The 19,197-nt window shown below is 39.6% G+C and carries 15 protein-coding genes; 9 read left to right on the top strand and 6 right to left on the bottom strand.

Annotation, left to right across the window (positions count from 1 at the left end; translation table 11 throughout):
* The first annotated feature begins 18 nt into the window (after positions 1-18).
* From AA637_RS00250 to AA637_RS00240, 3 genes are read left to right on the top strand one after another with little or no spacing between them, the layout of a single operon-like run.
* Positions 19-882 (top strand): hypothetical protein, encoded by an 864-nt coding sequence (locus AA637_RS00250; protein WP_446683413.1) that lies wholly within the window; start codon positions 19-21, stop codon positions 880-882.
* A 43-nt stretch (positions 883-925) separates the two neighbouring features.
* On the top strand, positions 926-1,189 hold the full coding sequence (locus AA637_RS00245; protein WP_446683412.1) for a hypothetical protein: 264 nt from the start codon (positions 926-928) through the stop codon (positions 1,187-1,189).
* A 3-nt stretch (positions 1,190-1,192) separates the two neighbouring features.
* Positions 1,193-1,927, top strand: a complete 735-nt coding sequence (locus AA637_RS00240; RefSeq protein WP_446683411.1) for an ABC transporter ATP-binding protein — start codon at positions 1,193-1,195, stop codon at positions 1,925-1,927.
* Here the strand turns inward: AA637_RS00240 and AA637_RS00235 are convergent.
* The 3 genes from AA637_RS00235 to AA637_RS00225 form a co-directional block, all read right to left on the bottom strand.
* Positions 1,919-6,130 carry a response regulator gene (locus AA637_RS00235; protein ID WP_446683410.1) on the bottom strand — a complete coding sequence of 1,404 codons (4,212 nt, stop codon included), beginning with the start codon at positions 6,128-6,130 and terminating at the stop codon, positions 1,919-1,921. The two genes, AA637_RS00240 and AA637_RS00235, sit on opposite strands and share 9 nt — an antisense overlap.
* Positions 6,131-6,227: 97 nt before the next feature.
* Complete coding sequence (cysS, locus tag AA637_RS00230) at positions 6,228-7,673, bottom strand: cysteine--tRNA ligase (RefSeq protein WP_446683409.1); 1,446 nt, start codon at positions 7,671-7,673, stop codon at positions 6,228-6,230.
* 177 nt (positions 7,674-7,850) lie between these two features.
* Positions 7,851-8,051: a hypothetical protein gene (locus AA637_RS00225; RefSeq protein WP_069791294.1), complete on the bottom strand. Its 201-nt coding sequence runs from the start codon at positions 8,049-8,051 to the stop codon at positions 7,851-7,853.
* 201 nt (positions 8,052-8,252) lie between these two features.
* On the opposite strand from AA637_RS00225, the gene AA637_RS00220 reads away from it, so the two are divergent.
* From AA637_RS00220 to AA637_RS00205, 4 genes are all read left to right on the top strand, one after another.
* Positions 8,253-9,512, top strand: coding sequence for a dihydroorotase (locus tag AA637_RS00220; protein ID WP_446683408.1), 1,260 nt, complete (start codon positions 8,253-8,255; stop codon positions 9,510-9,512).
* A gap of 53 nt (positions 9,513-9,565) precedes the next feature.
* A complete protein-coding gene (purC, locus tag AA637_RS00215; RefSeq protein ID WP_446683407.1) occupies positions 9,566-10,309 on the top strand; it encodes a phosphoribosylaminoimidazolesuccinocarboxamide synthase in 744 nt (247 codons plus the stop codon).
* A 63-nt stretch (positions 10,310-10,372) separates the two neighbouring features.
* Entirely contained in the window at positions 10,373-12,739 is a 2,367-nt protein-coding gene (locus tag AA637_RS00210) for a BamA/TamA family outer membrane protein (RefSeq protein ID WP_446683406.1), read from the top strand.
* A 198-nt stretch (positions 12,740-12,937) separates the two neighbouring features.
* A complete protein-coding gene (locus AA637_RS00205; protein ID WP_069791290.1) occupies positions 12,938-13,657 on the top strand; it encodes an ABC transporter ATP-binding protein in 720 nt (239 codons plus the stop codon).
* A gap of 81 nt (positions 13,658-13,738) precedes the next feature.
* Here AA637_RS00205 and pipX read toward each other — a convergent pair whose 3' ends face one another.
* Together pipX and AA637_RS00195 are read right to left on the bottom strand one after the other, a co-directional pair.
* Complete coding sequence (pipX, locus tag AA637_RS00200; protein WP_069791573.1) at positions 13,739-14,008, bottom strand: transcriptional coactivator PipX; 270 nt, start codon at positions 14,006-14,008, stop codon at positions 13,739-13,741.
* A 204-nt stretch (positions 14,009-14,212) separates the two neighbouring features.
* Positions 14,213-14,977, bottom strand: coding sequence for a PEP-CTERM sorting domain-containing protein (locus tag AA637_RS00195; RefSeq protein WP_446683405.1), 765 nt, complete (start codon positions 14,975-14,977; stop codon positions 14,213-14,215).
* An 889-nt stretch (positions 14,978-15,866) separates the two neighbouring features.
* On the opposite strand from AA637_RS00195, the gene panD reads away from it, so the two are divergent.
* Together panD and AA637_RS00185 are read left to right on the top strand one after the other, a co-directional pair.
* Entirely contained in the window at positions 15,867-16,289 is a 423-nt protein-coding gene (gene panD / locus AA637_RS00190; protein ID WP_446683404.1) for an aspartate 1-decarboxylase, read from the top strand.
* A gap of 131 nt (positions 16,290-16,420) precedes the next feature.
* Positions 16,421-17,392 carry a protochlorophyllide reductase gene (locus AA637_RS00185; RefSeq protein ID WP_446683403.1) on the top strand — a complete coding sequence of 324 codons (972 nt, stop codon included), beginning with the start codon at positions 16,421-16,423 and terminating at the stop codon, positions 17,390-17,392.
* Positions 17,393-17,432: 40 nt separating this feature from the next.
* Here the strand turns inward: AA637_RS00185 and AA637_RS00180 are convergent, their stop codons facing one another.
* The gene (locus tag AA637_RS00180) at positions 17,433-18,917 is read right to left on the bottom strand and encodes a glutamate synthase subunit beta (RefSeq protein ID WP_446683402.1); all 1,485 of its coding nucleotides are present in this window, start codon (positions 18,915-18,917) and stop codon (positions 17,433-17,435) included.
* Positions 18,918-19,197 lie beyond the last annotated feature (280 nt).

The raw sequence follows: 19,197 nt of genomic DNA, 5'->3' as shown, positions 1-19,197 counted from the left end.
AAAATTCACTTTTTTTCTATGAATAAAATATCTATTTTATTGCTCTCTAGTTTGTTATTTTTGGGGGGATGTACCATTGGTAATAATGAGGATGATTTTTCCCAAGATATTCCTCCTATTCCCCCAGCCCAAGAACCCCAAGACGATGGGGAAGATTTTGATGTTCCTGTGGCGGTGGGTACGGTTGGGGGTATAATTCCTTCTACGGATCCTGAGACTAGGTTAAGACAAATCGAAGATGGCAGAAGTGATCCTTTTGCATTGCCAACGGGACCCCGGGTAACTATTCAAACAGTTCCTCAAGAAATAGAAAATGGTGCCACTACACAACCTGATGGAACTGCCCCTGGAACAGTCCCCCCCGGTGGAACTCCTCCCGGCGCTATGGCACCTGATGGAGCCCCTCTTCCTCCAGGGACAACATTACCCGATGGAACTATCGTAGGACCTGGTGGAATTCCTTTACCTCCAGGAAGCACCGTAGGCCCTGATGGCACCATTATTGGACCAGATGGAGTTCCTATTGCACCTGGGGAAGTTGCTCCTCCTCCCCCACCACCACCGACTTTTGCAGAAAGAATTTTGATTTCTGGGGTGATGGATGTGAATGGACAGAATGTTGCGATCATTTCTACTCCTGAGGGAGGTTCTACTCGCACGGTAAGGGTGGGAGAGTCTCTTATGGGTACTGATGGTATGGTAATGGTTAGGGCTATTAATATTAACCCTGCTGAAGGTCAGTCGGTGCGGTTGAAGGAGGGATTATATTTCGTAGAAAGAAATTTAGGTGCTTTAGAAGGTACTGTGATTTTTGAGGAAATGGGTAAGAGGGTTACTCGTCAAGTGGGGCAACCTGCTCCCGTGACTGAGGCGCAGTCTTAATACTTAGTTTTGATGATCATTTTATTGTGTGCAGGAGTAATACATGGAAAGAGTACAAAGAAAGATAAGGTGCGATCGCCTTCCGTTGGCTATATATAGGGAAGTGGCGGCTCATCTAAGACAGATAAAAGGCATTGAAGTAAGTTTATTAGAACAAACCTCCCAAGAATTTGAATATTTACAAAGTCAGGTGGGGGGCTTACTGATAGAGTATGATGGGGATCTCCCTACCAAGGAAAACGAACAACTAGAGTCGATTTTAGCTTACTATGCAAGTAAGTATAATTCATGGTCGAACCTTACTTAGAGAATGGAAAACAAAGATTCTAGTTTAGATAATTGTTTAATCAAGTTAGAAAATATCTATAAAATTTATGGCAGTGGTAACACAGAAGTGGTTGCCCTGTCCGATGTAAATTTAACCATTGAGCCGGGAGAATACTGTTCTATTATGGGAACTTCTGGCTCTGGTAAATCTACGATGATGAATATTTTAGGTTGTTTAGATAGACCTACCAAGGGGGAATATTATCTTAATGGGGATAATGTGGCTTCCTTATCATCTCGGCAACTAGCCATAATTCGCAATCAAAGAATCGGTTTTGTGTTTCAGCAATTCCATCTTTTAGCCCAATTAAGTGCTTTGGAAAATGTAATTTTACCCATGAAATATGCGGGGGTATCTCCCGAAGAACAAAAAGCCAGAGCAGTGGAAGCCCTGACAAAAGTTGGTTTAGAAAATCGTCTCCATAACCGTCCTAATCAGCTTTCGGGAGGACAACAACAGCGGGTTGCCATCGCCCGGGCGATCGTCAATAAACCCCTAATCCTCCTCGCCGACGAACCCACAGGAGCCTTAGATTCAGAAACAACCAAAGAAGTAATGAAAATTTTTGAGGACTTAAACCAAGAAGGAATGACCATAATCTTAGTTACCCACGAACACGAAGTTGCCCAACTCACCAACCGAGCCATCCAATTTTCAGACGGCAAAATCATTCATAATAACTATAAAATCCCTTCCCTAACCCATCAATCAGTTTAACTTCTGTAACTGCTCCTTCATCAAATCCTCCACATGGTCATATTCCGTCAAAATCAAGGGCAATAACTCCCCCATTGCCTTCATGTTGCCATCGGAGGTGTGGGCTTCCACTTGACGACACAAGTCGGATAAATAGGTAGCTCCCAAAGTAACACTACTAGACTTAAGAGTGTGAGAACTAATTTTAATTTGTGCTAGGTCTTGTTTTTCTACCCCTAATTTAAGACCTTCCATTAACTTAGGACTATCTTCTAAATAGGAATTAATTAAATCTTGGAAAACCTCTTCAAAATCTTCCTCCCCTATCATGTCCTTTAATTCAGCAATTATATTTGGATCTAGTTCAGTCATTGAGCGCTTGATAACAGGTTTTTCTTTCTGATAACTATTATTAAATATAACGGCAGAATCAGATCGTTTCACGGTTTTTAACTTTTCAATAAGAGCTTCCACCCTTACAGGTTTCGATAAATAATCATTCATTCCTGCCTCAATACACCTCTCTCTATCCCCTTCCATGGCATTAGCTGTCATGGCAATAATTTGAGGGGGTTGTCCGTAAAAATCATTACTCGCACTATTCCAGAGAGTCCGTATTTGACGAGTAGCGGTTAAACCATCCATTTCTGGCATTTGTACATCCATTAAAATGAGGTCATAGGATTGGCGGCGGAGGGTATCTAATACCTCCAAACCATTGGCTACCACATCAGCACGATACCCCAAACGTTTAAGAATATTAGTAATTACCTTTTGATTGATAATATTATCTTCGGCAATGAGTATCTTTAAAGGAGTTGTAATGGCCAATTCTTGTCCTCCCATGGAATCGGTTAAGGAAATAGGAGAAAGTTGATCTGGCTTTGCTTTGAGGGCAGGATTTTGAATAATTTTGGACAAGATATAATAAAGTCTTGATTGTTTTATGGGTTTAATGAGGGTTGCCGCCCAATTGACTTGCTCGAGGGCTTTTTCGATTTCAGCGTGTCCGATGGAACTCAATAATATCAAAGGAGTTGAGTGATATTTTTCCGTGGCACTAATAGCTTTAGCAAGGGTTACCCCATCCATTTTTGGCATTTGCATATCAAGAATGGCTAAGTCGATGTCTGGTTGCTCTTGATCAATGAGGGTGAGGGTTTCTTCCCCTGAAGCGGTAACGAATACTTCTAGTCCAAATTTATGGCACTGACTGAGCAACATACGACGGTTAATTTCATTGTCATCCACCACTAAAACTTTTTTACCTCTGAGCAGTGAATTGTTCGTTTCCATAGAGCTAGGGATGTCACTGGAAAATCTGGTTTTGATAGTGAAACAGAATTTTGAACCCTTTGTATCGCTATGGGAGGTAATTTGCCATTGAGGAGGGCAATCTCCTGCCACATGACCTTGACTTTCTACCCACATTCTACCCCCCATTAGGTTAACTAATTTTTGGCAGATGGCTAAACCCAATCCTGTGCCGCCATAGTTACGAGTGGTGGAGGCATCTACTTGGGAAAAGGCTTTAAATAATTTGTCCATGCGGTTACTGGGAACACCAATACCCGTGTCTTCTACCACAAACAATAAGTAACCTTGTTGACTATCAGAAAGATGGGGAGAGTCGATGTTGGCGGATAAAATAACTTCTCCTTTGGGGGTAAATTTGACGGCATTACTGAGCAGGTTTACTAATACTTGTCGCAAACGAGTGACATCACCAATGATGGATGGGGAAATGTCCGGATCAAGGAAGTAAACTAATTCGATATTTTTTTGGGATGCTTTGGGGGCTAATAAGTCCAGGGATTCTTCTACTACTTGATAGAGGGAGAAGGGTTGTTTTTCTAGTTCTAGTTTTCCTGATTCAATTTTGGAGAAGTCTAGTATGTCGTTGATGATACTGAGCAAACTATCGCTACTGGTGCGGATAATCTCGGTAAATTCTTGTTGTTCTGGGGTTAATTCTGTATCAAGGAGTAAGCCTGTCATACCGATGACGGCATTCATGGGAGTGCGGATTTCGTGGCTCATGGTGGCTAAGAATTGACTTTTGGCGAGGTTAGCTGCCTCTGCTTGGTCTTTGGCAATTCTTAATTCTTGTTCTACTTTTACTTTGTCGGTGATGTCGGTAATGGTACCTACTAGGCGATAGGGTTTCCCGTTACTGTCGAAGTCTCTTTTTCCTTTGGCTTGTACCCATACATACTCACCGTTACGATGTTTGAGGCGGTGAATGTTTTGATATAGTTCTTTTTTGCTGTTTAAGTAGAGGTATATTTCTTGGAGATTATTTTCTTTATCTTCTTGATAAATGCGTTCAAACCAAGTATCGAGGATACTAGGAAGGGGGTTTTCTTCGTAGCCGATAATGCGCATCCATGCGGGGGAGTAATAAACTTCGTTGGTGTTTAAGTTCCAATCCCAGATACCGTCGTTGGTACCTGAAACGGCTAGTTCATAACGTTCATCTTTTTCCCTTAGTCTTTGTTCTATTTCTTGTTTTTTTTCTATCTGTAATTCTAGTTTTTCGGTATTTAGTTGTAGTTCTCTGGTGCGCTCTGCTATCCTGATGGCAAGGTTTTCTTTTGATTCTCTGAGTTGGGTAAATTTTTCCCTTAACACTATTATCATTGATTGATAATTGCTGCTGAGAATTTCTATTTCTTTGATGGTGGTTTTTTCCCATTCTAGGGATTGGTCGCTGGTAATTTTTTCTGGTAAGTCTGTGGTGATTTTTGTTAAACTTTTGATTGGTTTAACTATGTTTTGACTGATTTTGTACGCTAGGAAAAAGGTAATTAAAACTATTACCATCATGATGGTAAGGAGTCTTACATAATATCTTTGCAGACTATCTACATAAGGACGGGTGGGAACGCTACTGATAATGTCTAGGGGGAGGTTTTCGGGGATGGGTATTTGTTTAAAATAGCTTGATTCTCTCCATCGAGACATGATGGGCATTCCTCGCACTATGGGTAAAGATTGATAGATGCCTTCGTCTGGATATTGGTTGTTGTAACGGGGCGATCGCACTTCATAATTATCATCAGTTTCTAAGCTAAAAAACTGATTTTCTGTGTGGTGAGAACTAGCACTAAAAAGAATTTTATTTTGTTGCCCTAAAAGGTACATATCAGTTTGAAAAACTGTAGCATTTTCATTAAGAAATGTTTGAAGAGAGTTAATATTAATAGCTCCATAAACAAGACCAGACCATTGACTATTTTTGGTAATAGAACTAACAAAACCGATGTGTTGATTTTCATTTCCTATATCGCTGTGAAGTTCGGTAATTAAATTTTGTCCATTAAATTTTGAAATAATAAAATGATCTGTATTACTTATATCTACTCCGATTAATTCTGTTCTTCTAACTTGATATTTAGAAACAGCATCGATAATAATTCCTTGTTCATCAGTAACGTAAATTGTGTCAAAATAGGGTAATATATTTACTATTAAAGAAAGGTTATTTTCTCTATTATCATCTCCATTACTGGACTCTTTTTCGGCTAACAGGGCGATCGCCCTTTGATTTTCTTGTTGCCATAAATTAATTTTATTAGTAAAACTCTCCGATACTTGATTTAACCTAGAAATTATCTGACCTTCTATTTCTTGTAACTGATGATTACTCGCTATAATGCTAAATAATAGCAGAGGAATAAAAGTGCAAATAATTAATAAATTAAATAGGGTTTGCTCAAAAGGTAAAACTAACTTTTTAGTACGAACTTTTAATATCTTATTTAAAGGGAAATAGTAAATAAATATACTGGCTATAATCGCATTTAAAATGCCATTTATAGTCTGTTTAAGAATAATTAAAAGCACCCCTAGTAACGATACTTTTAAAATGTACAAATAAGATATGATAATTAGAGGAGTTGCAATAATTAACCAAAATAAAGTAGTTAATAGAACTAAACTTTTAGATTTTCTTTGCCAAAAAAAGTTAACTGTAAAGGCTTCAAGGGTGTAAAGAATAACAGAGTAAATATGTCCCCATAAAAAGTAGGTATGTACCCCTGCAATAAAACCTGCGACAGTACCCCAAAACTTACCATAATAGTAAGAAATTAACCACACAAAAATAGTTCCAAAAATAAAATCTACACCAAAAAATAATCTTAGGTTAAAGTAGTTACCCAAATAAGCAAAAATTATCAGGGCAACTAAACCAACGTTAATTTGTTTAACCTTATTTTTCATAGTAGAAAATGGAGAAGAAAAGAACAGGTATAAGGTAAGAGGGAGGTATCATAATCTATTATACCTGTCCTACATTCCAACACTTTTAATTATTGTTTCAGCGATGCCATTTTGTCACACCTCCAGCCCCGTCAATGAGGGTGATTCCTTGTTCTTTTAATATATCCCGAATGCGATCGCCCTGAGCAAAATCTTTATTTTTACGGGCAGTAATTCTTTCCTGCACAAGATTTTCTACCTCCTCATCGCTCATCTGGGCTGAAGTCGTATCAGATTGTACTGCATCTAGCTTTAACCCTAACACATCAGCCAAAGTCATTAAAGTATGCCATTTATCTCCCAACTCTTGAGATGATGTGGTGGTTTTGCCCTCATGAATCATAATATTTGACTCCCGACGCAAATCTTTTGCTAAATCAAATAAAATGGCTACCCCTGCCGCAAAATTAAAATCTCGATCCACCTCTTGACAAAAACGCTCCTGAACCGATTTAATCATGGTATGTTGGGTTTTTTCTGTCCAATTTAAGGCTTCTCCATGCTTAAAACCAAATTGTAAACCTTCTCCTAGGGTATGCCAACCATTGGTAGCCGACTCCATGGCATCCTTAGTAAAATCGATGGGCTTACGATAATTAGCCTGTAAGACAAACAACCGCACCGCCATAGGCTCATATTGTTCTAAAAGCTCTCGGATGGTAATAAAATTACCCAAAGACTTAGACATCTTTTCCCCTTCAACCTTTACCATGCCATTGTGCATCCAATAGTTAGCCAAAGATTTACCTGTAACAGCTTCTGATTGGGCAATTTCGTTTTCATGGTGAGGAAAAATAAGGTCATTGCCCCCCGCATGAATATCAATGGTTTCCCCCAACATATCCCTTACCATGGCAGAACATTCGATGTGCCAGCCAGGGCGCCCTTTACCCCAAGGGGAATCAAAACTAGGCTCCCCTGCTTTGGCAGATTTCCAGAGGGCAAAATCAGAGGAATGTTCTTTTTCTACCCCCGACTGATTTATTCTACCCCCTGCCCCTGCTTGTAAGTCTTCTAGTTTACGCCCTGATAATTTGCCATAGTCAGCAAACTTATGGACAGAATAATAAACATCTCCTCCTTTTTCGTAGGCATAGCCTTTTTGCTCTAATTCCCACACTAATTTTTTGATGCCATCAAGGGCATGGGTAGCACGGGGATAAGCGTTGGCAGGGGTTACATTTAGCCTTTCCATGTCTTCAAAGTAGGCTTTGATAAAACGCTCCGATACTTCTTCCATGGAGCTATTTTCTTTTTTAGCACGGTTTAAAATTTTATCGTCTATGTCAGTAAAGTTTTGGATATAAGTAACTTTGTAGCCGCGCCATTGTAAATATTTTCTCACCACATCCCATACAATACAAGTACGGGCATGACCTAAATGACAGTAATCATAAACAGTAATACCACAACAATACATTTTTACTTCATTTTCGCAGACGGTGTTAAATTCTTCTTCTCGATTGGAAAGACTGTTGTATAAGGTAATTTTACTGTTGATCATTTTCCCGTTATTTCGTAAAGGCAATACTTAGTATTTTACAGTAGTTTACCAAGAGCTACTCATTACACATTTTTACAAAAAAAACAGAGACGCAGAATACTACGCCCCTAGAGTAAATTAACCATCATGAATTGGAAATTAACAACAATGAAAAATAATCAATCAATATATTTTTTTCTAGCTAAAAGAAGCACCGCTGCGATCGTAGGTAACACGAAAGCTAGAATTAGGTTTACCCTGAGTACCTTGACAATGTTGAGAAGCATCAATATCCATACCGATTTCTGAGGCAACTCTTCCTAACATGGATTGTTGACGATTTTTTATAGCGTGGTGATGACGCATCATGAGACGACGGGCTTGGTTTTCGGTATTCATATTTTTTCTCCTATCTATCAATTTCGTTAAAGTTTTTTCTTAATTGATCCTATTTAAACATTATTTCTGTATAAAATGCTACATTTTGCTGTTTTGTTTACAAAAATTAATTTTGAAGAGGAGGAGATTTGAACGTAAAATGGTAAGTCGGACAAGGAAGAGAAAAAAAGATTTTCTGCTCCCTCATAAGTAAAAGTGTTAATGACGGTGAAACCTAACTCTCGAATTTATCGACAGGTGAGAATATTAGATCCTGTTTGTGCAGTGGATAATGTTACTGATGTTTTGGTGATAGATGGCAAGATTGAGCAAGTGGGCAATAATCTTGGTTATGATGCCGAGTCGGTAGAGGTGATGGAGGGGGATAGTTTGATTCTAGGGCCGGGGTTGGTGGATATATATAGTATTAGTGGTGAGCCTGGTTATGAGGAAAGGGAAACTTTAGAAAGTCTTGCGGGTGCTATGGAGGCGGGGGGATTTAGTCGCACTGCTATTTTGCCTAATACGAGTCCTGTGATGGATAATCCTGCTACTTGTGCTTTTTTGGAGGCAAGGGTGAGGGATTTATCTTCTCGGTTTTACCTGTGGGGAGCGTTAACCAATGGCTTGAAAGGGGAGGTGATTGCGGAGTTGGCTTCTTTGGCGGAGGCTGGGGTAGTGGGTTTTACGGATAATATGCCCTGTGACAATCTTTTGTTGTTACGAAGGATGTTGGAATATGCTCACCCGTTTGATTTACCTGTGGCTCTTTCCCCGTGTAATATGCAGTTGCGGGGGGCTGGGGTGGTACGGGAAAATAGTACCTCTGTGCGCTTGGGTTTGATGGGTTGTCCTGCAGTGAGTGAAACCATTGCGATCGCCTCTATCGTTGAATTGGTCGGCCTGACGAAAACAAAGGTGCATCTGATGAGGGTTTCCACCGAGCGAGGAGTAAAGTTGATTGAACGGGCAAAGGAGGAGGGTTTACCCATTACGGCCAGTGTTAATTGGCATCATCTTTTGCTCAATAGTGAGGCGGTAGAGAGTTACGACCCAAATTTGAAGTTAGAACCCCCTTTAGGGGCAGAAAATGACCGTCTAGCCCTAGTAGAAGGCATAAAAAATGGAGTCATAGATGCGATCGCCGTTGACCACACCCCTTATACCTATGAAGAAAATACTGTCGCTTTTGCTCAATCACCCTCTGGGGCGATCGGTTATGAGTTAGTATTACCTTTATTATGGGAAAACCTTGTGGATACTAGGCAAATCAGCGCCCTTAAACTCTGGGAAGCCCTCAGCGTTAATCCTCTCCGTTGTCTCAATCAAAAGCCCATTAGTTTGCAACAAGGGGAAAAGGCAGAATTAATTTTATTCTCTCCTAGGCAGTGTTGGCAAGTTACCCCCCAAAATTTAAAATCTTTATCTAGTAACACTTATTGGTTAAATCAAGAACTTAGGGGTAAGGTTTTAAGCAATTGACAATGAACCATGGACAATGGACAATTAAACTTTAATTTATTGACTTTATTCCTATGAATGCAAAAGAAAAATTATATGAAGGTAAAGCGAAAATTATTTACCCTACCGATGATGAGCAGGTTTATTTAACCTATTATAAAGATTCGGCTACCGCGTTTAATGCTCAGAAAAAAGGTACTATCACCGATAAAGGGAAAGTGAACTGTGCGATCGCATCTGCCCTTCTAGCATACCTCGAAAAAAAAGGCATTTCTACCCACTTTATCGAAAAAACCTCCGAGCGAGAAATGCTTGTCAAAGCAGTAAAGATAATTCCCCTAGAGGTTGTAGTGAGAAATATCGCCGCTGGTAGCCTTTGCCGAGAAACGGGCTTACCCGAAGGAGAAATACTACCCAATCCCCTCGTAGAATTTTACCTCAAAGATGATGCCCTCCAAGATCCTTTGCTCACCCCCGACAGATTAGCATTATTAAACCTTGCCACTGACGAGCAAATTAAACAACTACAAACCCTCGCTAAAACCATTAATCAACACCTCATCGAATTTTTTAATAGTTGTCAAATTACCCTAGTTGACTTTAAACTCGAATTTGGCACAGATATTCAAGGCGCAATACTACTCGCCGATGAAATAAGTCCAGATACCTGTCGTCTATGGGATAATCAGGAACAAGATCAAGAAAAAAGAGTCATGGACAAAGATAGATTTAGGAAAGACTTGGGAGAGGTAGAATCTGCCTATCAAAAAGTACAAACTAGAGTCCTAACTCAAATTGAAAAACTAGAAAATAGCTAGTATATTAAAGACAATTATTTTTATTACTAAAAAACTTGGTGTGTGGCTGTGAGCAACAACAAAATGAGAAAAAAAAAGCAAAATTCTACCTCTGTAGTGCAAAAAAAGAAAACCGCCCAAAAAGCAGAAAAAATGACCTTAAACTTAAAAGCTACTAACCATAATCATCATGGTGTATTTCACCCCAAAACATCCATGGCAAAGCTAGTAGCCAAGTTTCCCATTCTTTCTGCTCTTCTGTTTCTAACCACCTTCATGGTTAGTCAACCCTTAAAAGCTAATCCAGAGGTAGAAATCGAAGATACTCCATCCCTCACCAACCATGTAGATTTTAGCCTTAGCACCATCCCTCATCAGCCCCAAGAGTTTACTAATCAAAACATTGAGATAAACAAAGCCCCCCGTCCAGAAAATTTTGTGGGAGAAGATACCTCTCAAGAAATTATAGTTAAAGATAACGAAGAATTATCTCCTAATTTAGAAATAGCCTCATCTAACCTAGAAGAATCGTCCCCCAACCTAGAAATAAGCTCATCTAACCGAGAAGAATTATCTCCTAACCTAGAAACAAGCCCCCAATCTTCATCATCATCCCAAACCCTCTTAGCTCAAAATAATCAACCCCAGAGCGAAGAAGAAGCGAGGGTATTAGTGGCAGAAGTGCTAGTGGAAGGGGTAGAGGGAGAATTAGAAGACCTAGTTTATAACGTCATTAGAACAGCTCCAGGGCGTACTACCACCAGAACTCAACTACAGGAAGATATTAACGCTATTTTCGCCACAGGTTTTTTTAGTAATGCCAATGTAGTGCCTAGTGATACTCCTTTGGGGGTCAGAATTACCTATACCGTAGTACCTAACCCTGTGTTGCAAAGGGTAGAAATACAAACGGTATCGGGCGATCGCCCCGATGCTCAAATTCCCCCAGAAGTCATTGACGAAGCCTTTGGGGATCAATATGGAGAGATTATTAACCTCCGAGATTTACAAGAGGGCATTACCGCCATCAATACTTGGTATAGCGACAATGGTTTCGATTTAGCTCAGGTGGTAAGCTCTCCTCAAGTTTCCTCCGATGGGGTTGTTACCCTTGCCATTGCGGAAGGAGAAATCGAAGATATACAAGTAAAATACTTTAGCGAAGATAACGAAGAAGTTGACGGCAAAACCAGAGAATTTATTATCACCAGAGAAGTACAACTCAAACCAGGGGATATTTTTAATCGTAATACAGCCCAAAGAGACTTACAAAGGGTATTTGGTTTAGGTATTTTCCAAGATGTACGTCTTTCTTTTAGTGAAGCCGAAGATCCCTCTAAGGTGATCATGAACATAGAAGTAGTACAAGCCAATACGGGTTCCATCGCCGCTGGTGCTGGTATTAGTTCCAATAGTGGATTTTTTGGAACCTTGAGTTATCAACAACAAAACCTAGGGGGTAATAATCAAAACCTAGGGGCGGAATTTCAGTTAGGAGAAAGGGAACTATTATTTGACCTGAGCTTAAGAGATCCTTGGATTGCCACCACCCCCGATCGCACCTCATACACCGCCAATATTTTCCGTCGTCGCTCTATCTCTCTTGTTTTTGATGGTACAGATACCGACAGCATCAGAACCGAGATAGGGGATACTCGCCCTCGGGTAGTGCGCTCAGGTACAGGAGTCACATTCTCTCGTCCCATTGCCGAAGATCCTTTCACTCGCCCTGATTGGGTATTGAGTGCAGGATTCCAATACCAAAGGGTAGAAATTAAAAACACCGATGGGGATCTCAGCCCTCGCTCCTCCGCTGAATTTGGCAATGAATTACTATCCCTCAGTGAATCAGGACAGGATGATCTTTTCCTTTTAAGGTTCAATGCTTCGCGCGATCGCCGTAATAACCGTTTACAACCCACAGAGGGCAACTTCCTCTTGGTGGGCATGGAGCAAACTGTTCCCCTTGGTTCGGGAAATATTCTCTTTAACCGCATTCGGGCAAACTACAGCCACTATATTCCCGTCAACTTCCTCGATTTCGACTTTGCCGAAGGCCCCCAAGCCCTTGCATTTAACGTCCAAGCAGGGACAATTTTAGGAGACTTACCCCCCTACGAAGCCTTCGTTTTAGGGGGTAGTAACTCCGTCAGAGGTTACGGAGAAGGAGATCTTGGTAATGGTCGCACCTTCCTCCAAGCTAGTGCCGAATATCGCTTCCCCATATTCTCTGTGGTGGGTGGTGCCTTATTCCTCGACTTTGGAACCGATTTGGGTTCTGGTTCATCAGTACCCGGGCAACCTGCCGAAGTACGAGGGTTGAGCGGTAGTGGGTTTGGTTATGGTTTAGGGGTCAGGATTCAATCCCCTGTGGGCCCTATCCGCATCGACTATGGTATCAATGATGAGGGTGACAACCGCATTCACTTTGGTATCGGCGAAAGGTTCTAAACAATTGACAATGGACCATGAAACTACATTGATTTTGTCTTACTAATTTGGGGGAAACTGAATAGATTATAGGTAGAAACATAGAAACCTTAACAATACTGTAAGGTATGGACACAAAAACCATTCCCTGTTGCCTATTCCCCGTTCCCTATCCTAACCAAATCTTTTTTCGTTAACCCCTATTTCTATTTATAATTCATGACTAACCTATTAGAAGTAAAAGATGTTTATGCCGGATATATCAAAGACTTAAACATTTTACAGGGCATTAATTTTCGAGTTGAACCAGGGGAATTAATCACCGTAATAGGTCCTAATGGGGCGGGAAAATCGACCCTTGCCAAAACTATTTTTGGGCTTTTGACTCCCAATCAAGGGGAAATAATTTTTAAAGACCGTAATATTGCGGGGTTAAAGTCCAATGAGATTGTTAAGTTAGGGATGTGTTACGTTCCTCAAATTTCTAATGTTTTTGCTACTTTGACGGTGGAGGAAAATTTAGAAATGGGGGCTTATACTCTTTCTGGCTCTTGCAAAAAACAAAAAGAGATCATTTATTCTATGTTTCCTAAGTTAAAGGAGCGTTTTCGGCAAAAAGCTGGTACTTTGTCGGGAGGAGAAAGGCAGATGTTGGCCATGGGTAAGGCATTGATGTTGGATCCTGATTTGCTGTTGTTGGATGAACCTTCGGCGGCCTTATCTCCCATTTTGGTTAATGATGTTTTTGAGCAAATTAAGGCGATAAATGCCACGGGAAAGGCGATCGTTTTGGTGGAACAAAATGCCAAAAAAGCCTTGATGATGGCGGATAGGGGTTATGTTTTAGAAAGCGGTAAAGATGCGATCGAGGGTAAAGGTTCTGATTTGTTAGATAATCCTTTGGTGGGTGAATTATATCTTGGTACTCGCCATGAATAATTTACTCCCCTCCTTTTTAAGAGGGGCTAGGAGGGGTATTTATTTTTGTTTTGCTAAAATTTTAATAAATTTATATTATTTCTACTGGAAAGTGCGCTGGTAAATCTCATTTAACTGTTTATAAGCATTCCAGTCCCCATTACTCCTCAAACCCCTCAACTTACTTTCCATCAACAACCTCGCCTCCGAGCGCGTCAGGGGTTCAAAAAAAGTCTCCCGTTGTTCAACCTTCACACGAAAAAAAAGCCTTTGAGCATAGAGAGTCGTAAACAATTCCTCCTGTTTCTCAATGAGGCATAATCGATAAAGTAGTCCAAACGTGGGATGGTTAATATATGTTTCAGTAGTCATTAAACTTACAAATGGTGATGCCAAATTGTTTTTTACTTAGCATGGTGATAATTGATTGTATCTTTTATTTATCCACAATTCGAGTTTTCTGTAAAGGGATTCTTTTCCTCAAAATTTCCCTTTCTCCATTAAAATAAAAACGTCATCCGATTAATCAGACAACGTTTTTAAATTCTATAATCACTACGGAATAATTTGTTGTGTCTAGTTTTGTTCTGCTTTATGAGATCTCTTTTTAGCGCCAGCAACCCCTAGTAAACCAAGAACTAATAAGCCACCAACTGTGCCAGGTTCAGGTACTGCTTGGAAGCCCAAGGCATCGAAGGTTGCATCTACTGCGACAGGACCTGTCAAATTCATCGTAATAGTGTTAATGTTTGAGAAATTGAAACTTTGATTACTGAATTGAGAAAATTCAAACGAAGCTCTTGTGTTTGCAGCTAAATTTGTTAAAGCTAAAGATGTGGTGTTCACACCGTCGCTTAATACAAATTCAACATTAACATTCAAATCAACCTCCAAAACATCTAAAGCTATACTGGAATATGGTGTCGCATCAAAATTTAAACCACTACCGTTAGCGTTCCAAATAACTTTTGCGGAGGTTTGTGCATTTCCATTATCCCAAGAAAGATATGCTGGAGGGTCAGGGGGTAGTGTATCACCGGCAACTCCTAGTGTAGATGAAGCAATACCGCTTAGTTTGGTAAGTTCTAATCTCCTAGAACCCCCGATTACATCATTCAAGTCAGAATAATTAGCCGTTGTCTGAGTTAAAGAACTATTGTTAGTAGTACCAAATGTTCTGACCGGTTCATTGAATGTATCAAGATTTAACGTACGACCAGTATCAAAAGTATCAATCTGGAAAAAGGCAGCAGCATCAGCGCCCCTAGCTGTTAACCCAATCATAGTAGCGGGGGCAATCAAACCGCCAACTAAAAGGGTTGATAGAGTAGATTTTTTCATAGTATTCTTCTGAGAATTATAAATCTTATTATTTACTAACTTATCCTAGCTAAGTCTCGAGGTTTTGTCAATAGATTTTCTATGAAACTTTGATAAACTTAAAAACACCATAATTTATATTATTTTTTAATTAAGTTTAATTGCTCTGAAGGAGAGTTAAAATTAGTTTTTCTTACTGCTTCGTGTGAGCAATTATTGATATTTGACTTTAAATTAGTAAAATCAGCTTAGTAGTATGTGGCACAGAGGTTATAGCCTAGCGTTAAACAAAATATATCCTCACTAAAAATCAGTTCTGAGTTAAAAAGTAAAACTATCTAAACCCCTTATATAACAAGACATCAGCAACTAAATTTTTTTCACAATTAGTGATTTCTTCTTTAACCTCCACACAGTGCCAAATTAAGAGGTCTTGTAACTAACGTTACATTTTTTATAGTTGTAAAAATAGAACAATTAACGTACAATGATTTAAGTAAAATACTTTAATAATTGTTGTCACGTAAAAGAATATTTTGTGATTAAGATCAGTAGTTATAAATATACTTAAGTATGTAAAATTCACATGAAGTTTCTACTACAAAATTACCTTTTATTGAGTATCTTAAGGAAAATAAAATCTTAACGGATAAAATAATTTTGAAAAGTTATCGGCGAAAAAACACTAAGTTTGACAATTTAAAGCTACCGAATGTCTAAAATTTGGCAACAGATAGTACAATCTTTTCTTTTCTAACTAAATCACTTACGTATAAGTTTGCGACGGTATTAGACTAATTTTGAGAATTTCAAACTTAATTATCCATCTTCTTGGGAAGATTGTCGAGAGACTGTAGCATAGTTATGGACAACTTTTTTATGTTTTGAAGCCAAACTTATACTATTTTTTATGAAAACTATTAAATTAATGCACGCCAAGTTACATCGAGTGAGGGTGACAGAAGCGAATGTTAATTATGTGGGTAGTATTACCATTGACCCTGAATTAATGGAAATGGTAGGTATTTTACCCCTAGAAGAAGTGGAAATTGCTAATTTGAATAATGCCCAAAGATGGTCAACCTACGCTATTCCGGGTACTAAGGGTAGTGGGGAAATATGCCCTAATGGTGGTGCTGCTTTGTTGTGTGAAAAGGGGGATATTTTAATTATCTATGCTTACGAACAATGTGAGAGAAACTATATCTTAGAAAAAGGACATCAGGCAAAGGTATTAATCGCTGGAGAAAAGAATGAGGTAGTGGACTTTTTTGTTCAAACCTTAGATTATAAAAATGGTAATTTTGAGTTTGAGCCTCGACTAGAGAAATAAAGAAATATTAAAAAAGATGACCTCTAGCTTAAAGAAACTTAGAAAAAGAAAATATGGTTCTGTGGGATTATTAAAATAATTAATGATTAAAAATTTATAAACTTATCGGCGATAAAATAAAGCAAATAAATATGGTAGAAGCTCAAAAATCAACAGTTATCATCACTGGGGCATCATCTGGGGTAGGTTTATATGGGGCAAAAGCCCTCGCAAAAACAGGAAAATGGCACGTCATCATGGCTTGTCGTAACCTCGAAAAAACCCAAAAAGTAGCCAAGGAAGTGGGCATCCCCGAAGACAGTTATCAAATTATTCACCTCGATTTAGCTTCCCTCAAGAGTGTGCATAAGTTTGTGGAGGATTTTCGGGCTACGGGCAGAAATCTCGATGCTTTGGTGTGTAACGCTGCGGTATATTATCCCCTCCTCAAAGAGCCAATGTATAGCGAAGATGGTTATGAAATCAGCGTGGCAACCAATCATTTAGGGCATTTTCTTCTTTGTAACCTCATGTTAGAGGATCTCAAAAAGGCTGCTAATCCTCACCCACGGTTAGTAATTTTGGGTACTGTTACGGCTAATCCAAAAGAGTTGGGCGGAAAAATTCCTATTCCTGCACCTCCAGATTTAGGAGATTTAAAAGGCATGGAGGAAGGATTTAAGGCTCCCATTTCCATGATTAGTGGTAAAAAATTTAAGTCAGGCAAAGCCTACAAGGATAGTAAACTTTGTAACATTCTCACCATGAAGGAGTTGCACCGTCGCTATCATGATTCTACGGGGATTATTTTCAATTCTTTTTATCCTGGTTGTGTGGCTGAAACTGCTTTATTCCGTAATCACTATTCCCTATTCAAAAAAATATTCCCTGTTTTCCAGAAAAATATCACGGGGGGTTATGTGACTGAGGAGTTGGCAGGGGAAAGACTTGCCATGGTAGTAGGGGAAGAAGATTTTGGTATCTCTGGAGTTTACTGGAGTTGGGGTAATCGTCAAAAAGAAGGACGAGAATCTTTTGCTCAGGAGGTTTCTGATGAGGCAAGTGATAAAAGTAAGGCTCTTAAGTTATGGGATTTGAGCGCTAAGTTAGTGGGTATGAATTAGGTTTGGTTGGGAAGTAGCGTGCTACTTCCTTTCCCTATATTTAATTCGGTAAATCGCTATAACCCATTAAGAAGCGATCGCACTTTTGAGCCACTCCACGACCTTCGTTAAAAGCCCACACCACAAGACTTTGACCCCGACGACAATCCCCCGCTGCAAACACATTGGGAATGCTGGTACTATAATCATCATAGTCAGCTTTGATATTGCTACGGTGATCTTTTTCTAAACCCATTTGCTCTAACAAAAACTGCTCTGGGCCCAAGAAACCCATGGCGAGTAACACCAGTTGGGCAGGGGTTACTTTTTCGCTTCCCTCGATGGGGTTAGGGATAAAACGTCCATCTTCGTTGCGTTGCCACTCCACCTCCACGGTGTGAACAGCTTTTACGTTACCATCATCATCCCCTTCAAATTTAGTGGCTGTGGTGGTATAAAAACGGGGATCTTCTCCAAACTTGGCGGCGGCTTCCTCCTGTCCATAATCGAGACGATAAATTTTAGGATATTCAGGCCAAGGATTATTTTTTGCCCTCATCTCTGGGGGTTTGGGCATAATTTCTAGTTGAGTTACTGCGGTACACCCATGACGAACAGATGTACCAACACAGTCTGTACCTGTATCACCACCGCCGATGATAACCACGTCCTTTCCTTGGGCAGAAATCAACCCTTCTGGGTTTGCGTCTAAAAGTGCCTTGGTGTTGGCGGTGAGGAAGTCCATGGCGAAATGGATACCTTTTAAGTCTCTGCCTTCTATGGGTAAATCCCTTGGTTTTCCAGCACCAATACAAAGGATTACCGCATCATTATCCTGCACCAACTGTTCTGCGGTTATATCTTTACCGATTTCGGTATTACAAACAAATTTGATTCCTTCTTCTTCTAATACCCCAATACGGCGTATTACCACCTTTTCCTTATCCAATTTCATGTTAGGAATACCATACATGAGCAGTCCCCCGGGGCGATCGCCCTTTTCATACACCGTCACCCAATGACCAGCTCTATTTAACTGAGCAGCGGCACTCAATCCCGCAGGGCCAGAACCCACCACAGCAACCTTTTTGCCCGTCCTTTTTTCAGGGGGGTGAGCCGTTACCCAACCTTGCTCCCAACCATGGTCAATAATGCTACACTCGATGTTTTTGATGGTAACAGGGGGATTATTGATACCTAAAACGCAAGAACCCTCACAGGGTGCAGGACATACCCGCCCTGTAAATTCAGGAAAATTATTAGTTTTGTGGAGACGCTCTAGGGCTTCTTGCCATAAACCACGGTAAATCAAATCATTCCACTCAGGAATTAAATTATTCACAGGACAACCACTAGCCATGCCACTGATTAACTCTCCTGTATGGCAAAACGGCGTACCGCAATCCATACATCTGGCACCCTGATTTTTTAGGTTTTCTTCGGGTAGGTGCAAATGAAATTCATCCCAATTTTTAATTCTCTCAAGGGGATCTTTATCCACTGGTAATTCCCTTGCAAATTCTAAAAATCCTGTTGGTTTACCCATATTTTTTGTCTTAAATGATATTTTTTCTTAATGATTGAAATAGATGTCAAAGAAAATATTATTAGATTAGTTATTAATAAGAAATAGAAAAATTTAGTTACTTTTAATGAAGAAGGAAATAAAATTAGTTTAGTGATAAATATATTTTTATCTCTTATTTTTCTTCTGTATTCATTTGATAACAACTACCGTTATGTCAAGAAAAGCAAACATTATTTAAATTTTGAATTGTTTTTCCCTTATCTTATTAATTTCATTTTGTTAATAAATTTGCTAGTCT

The sequence above is a fragment of the Cyanobacterium sp. HL-69 genome, assembly GCA_002813895.1.
GTDB lineage: Bacteria > Cyanobacteriota > Cyanobacteriia > Cyanobacteriales > Cyanobacteriaceae > Cyanobacterium.
Note: the sequence above shows the minus strand (reverse complement) of the source record. Positions and strands in the feature narration are given on the sequence as shown.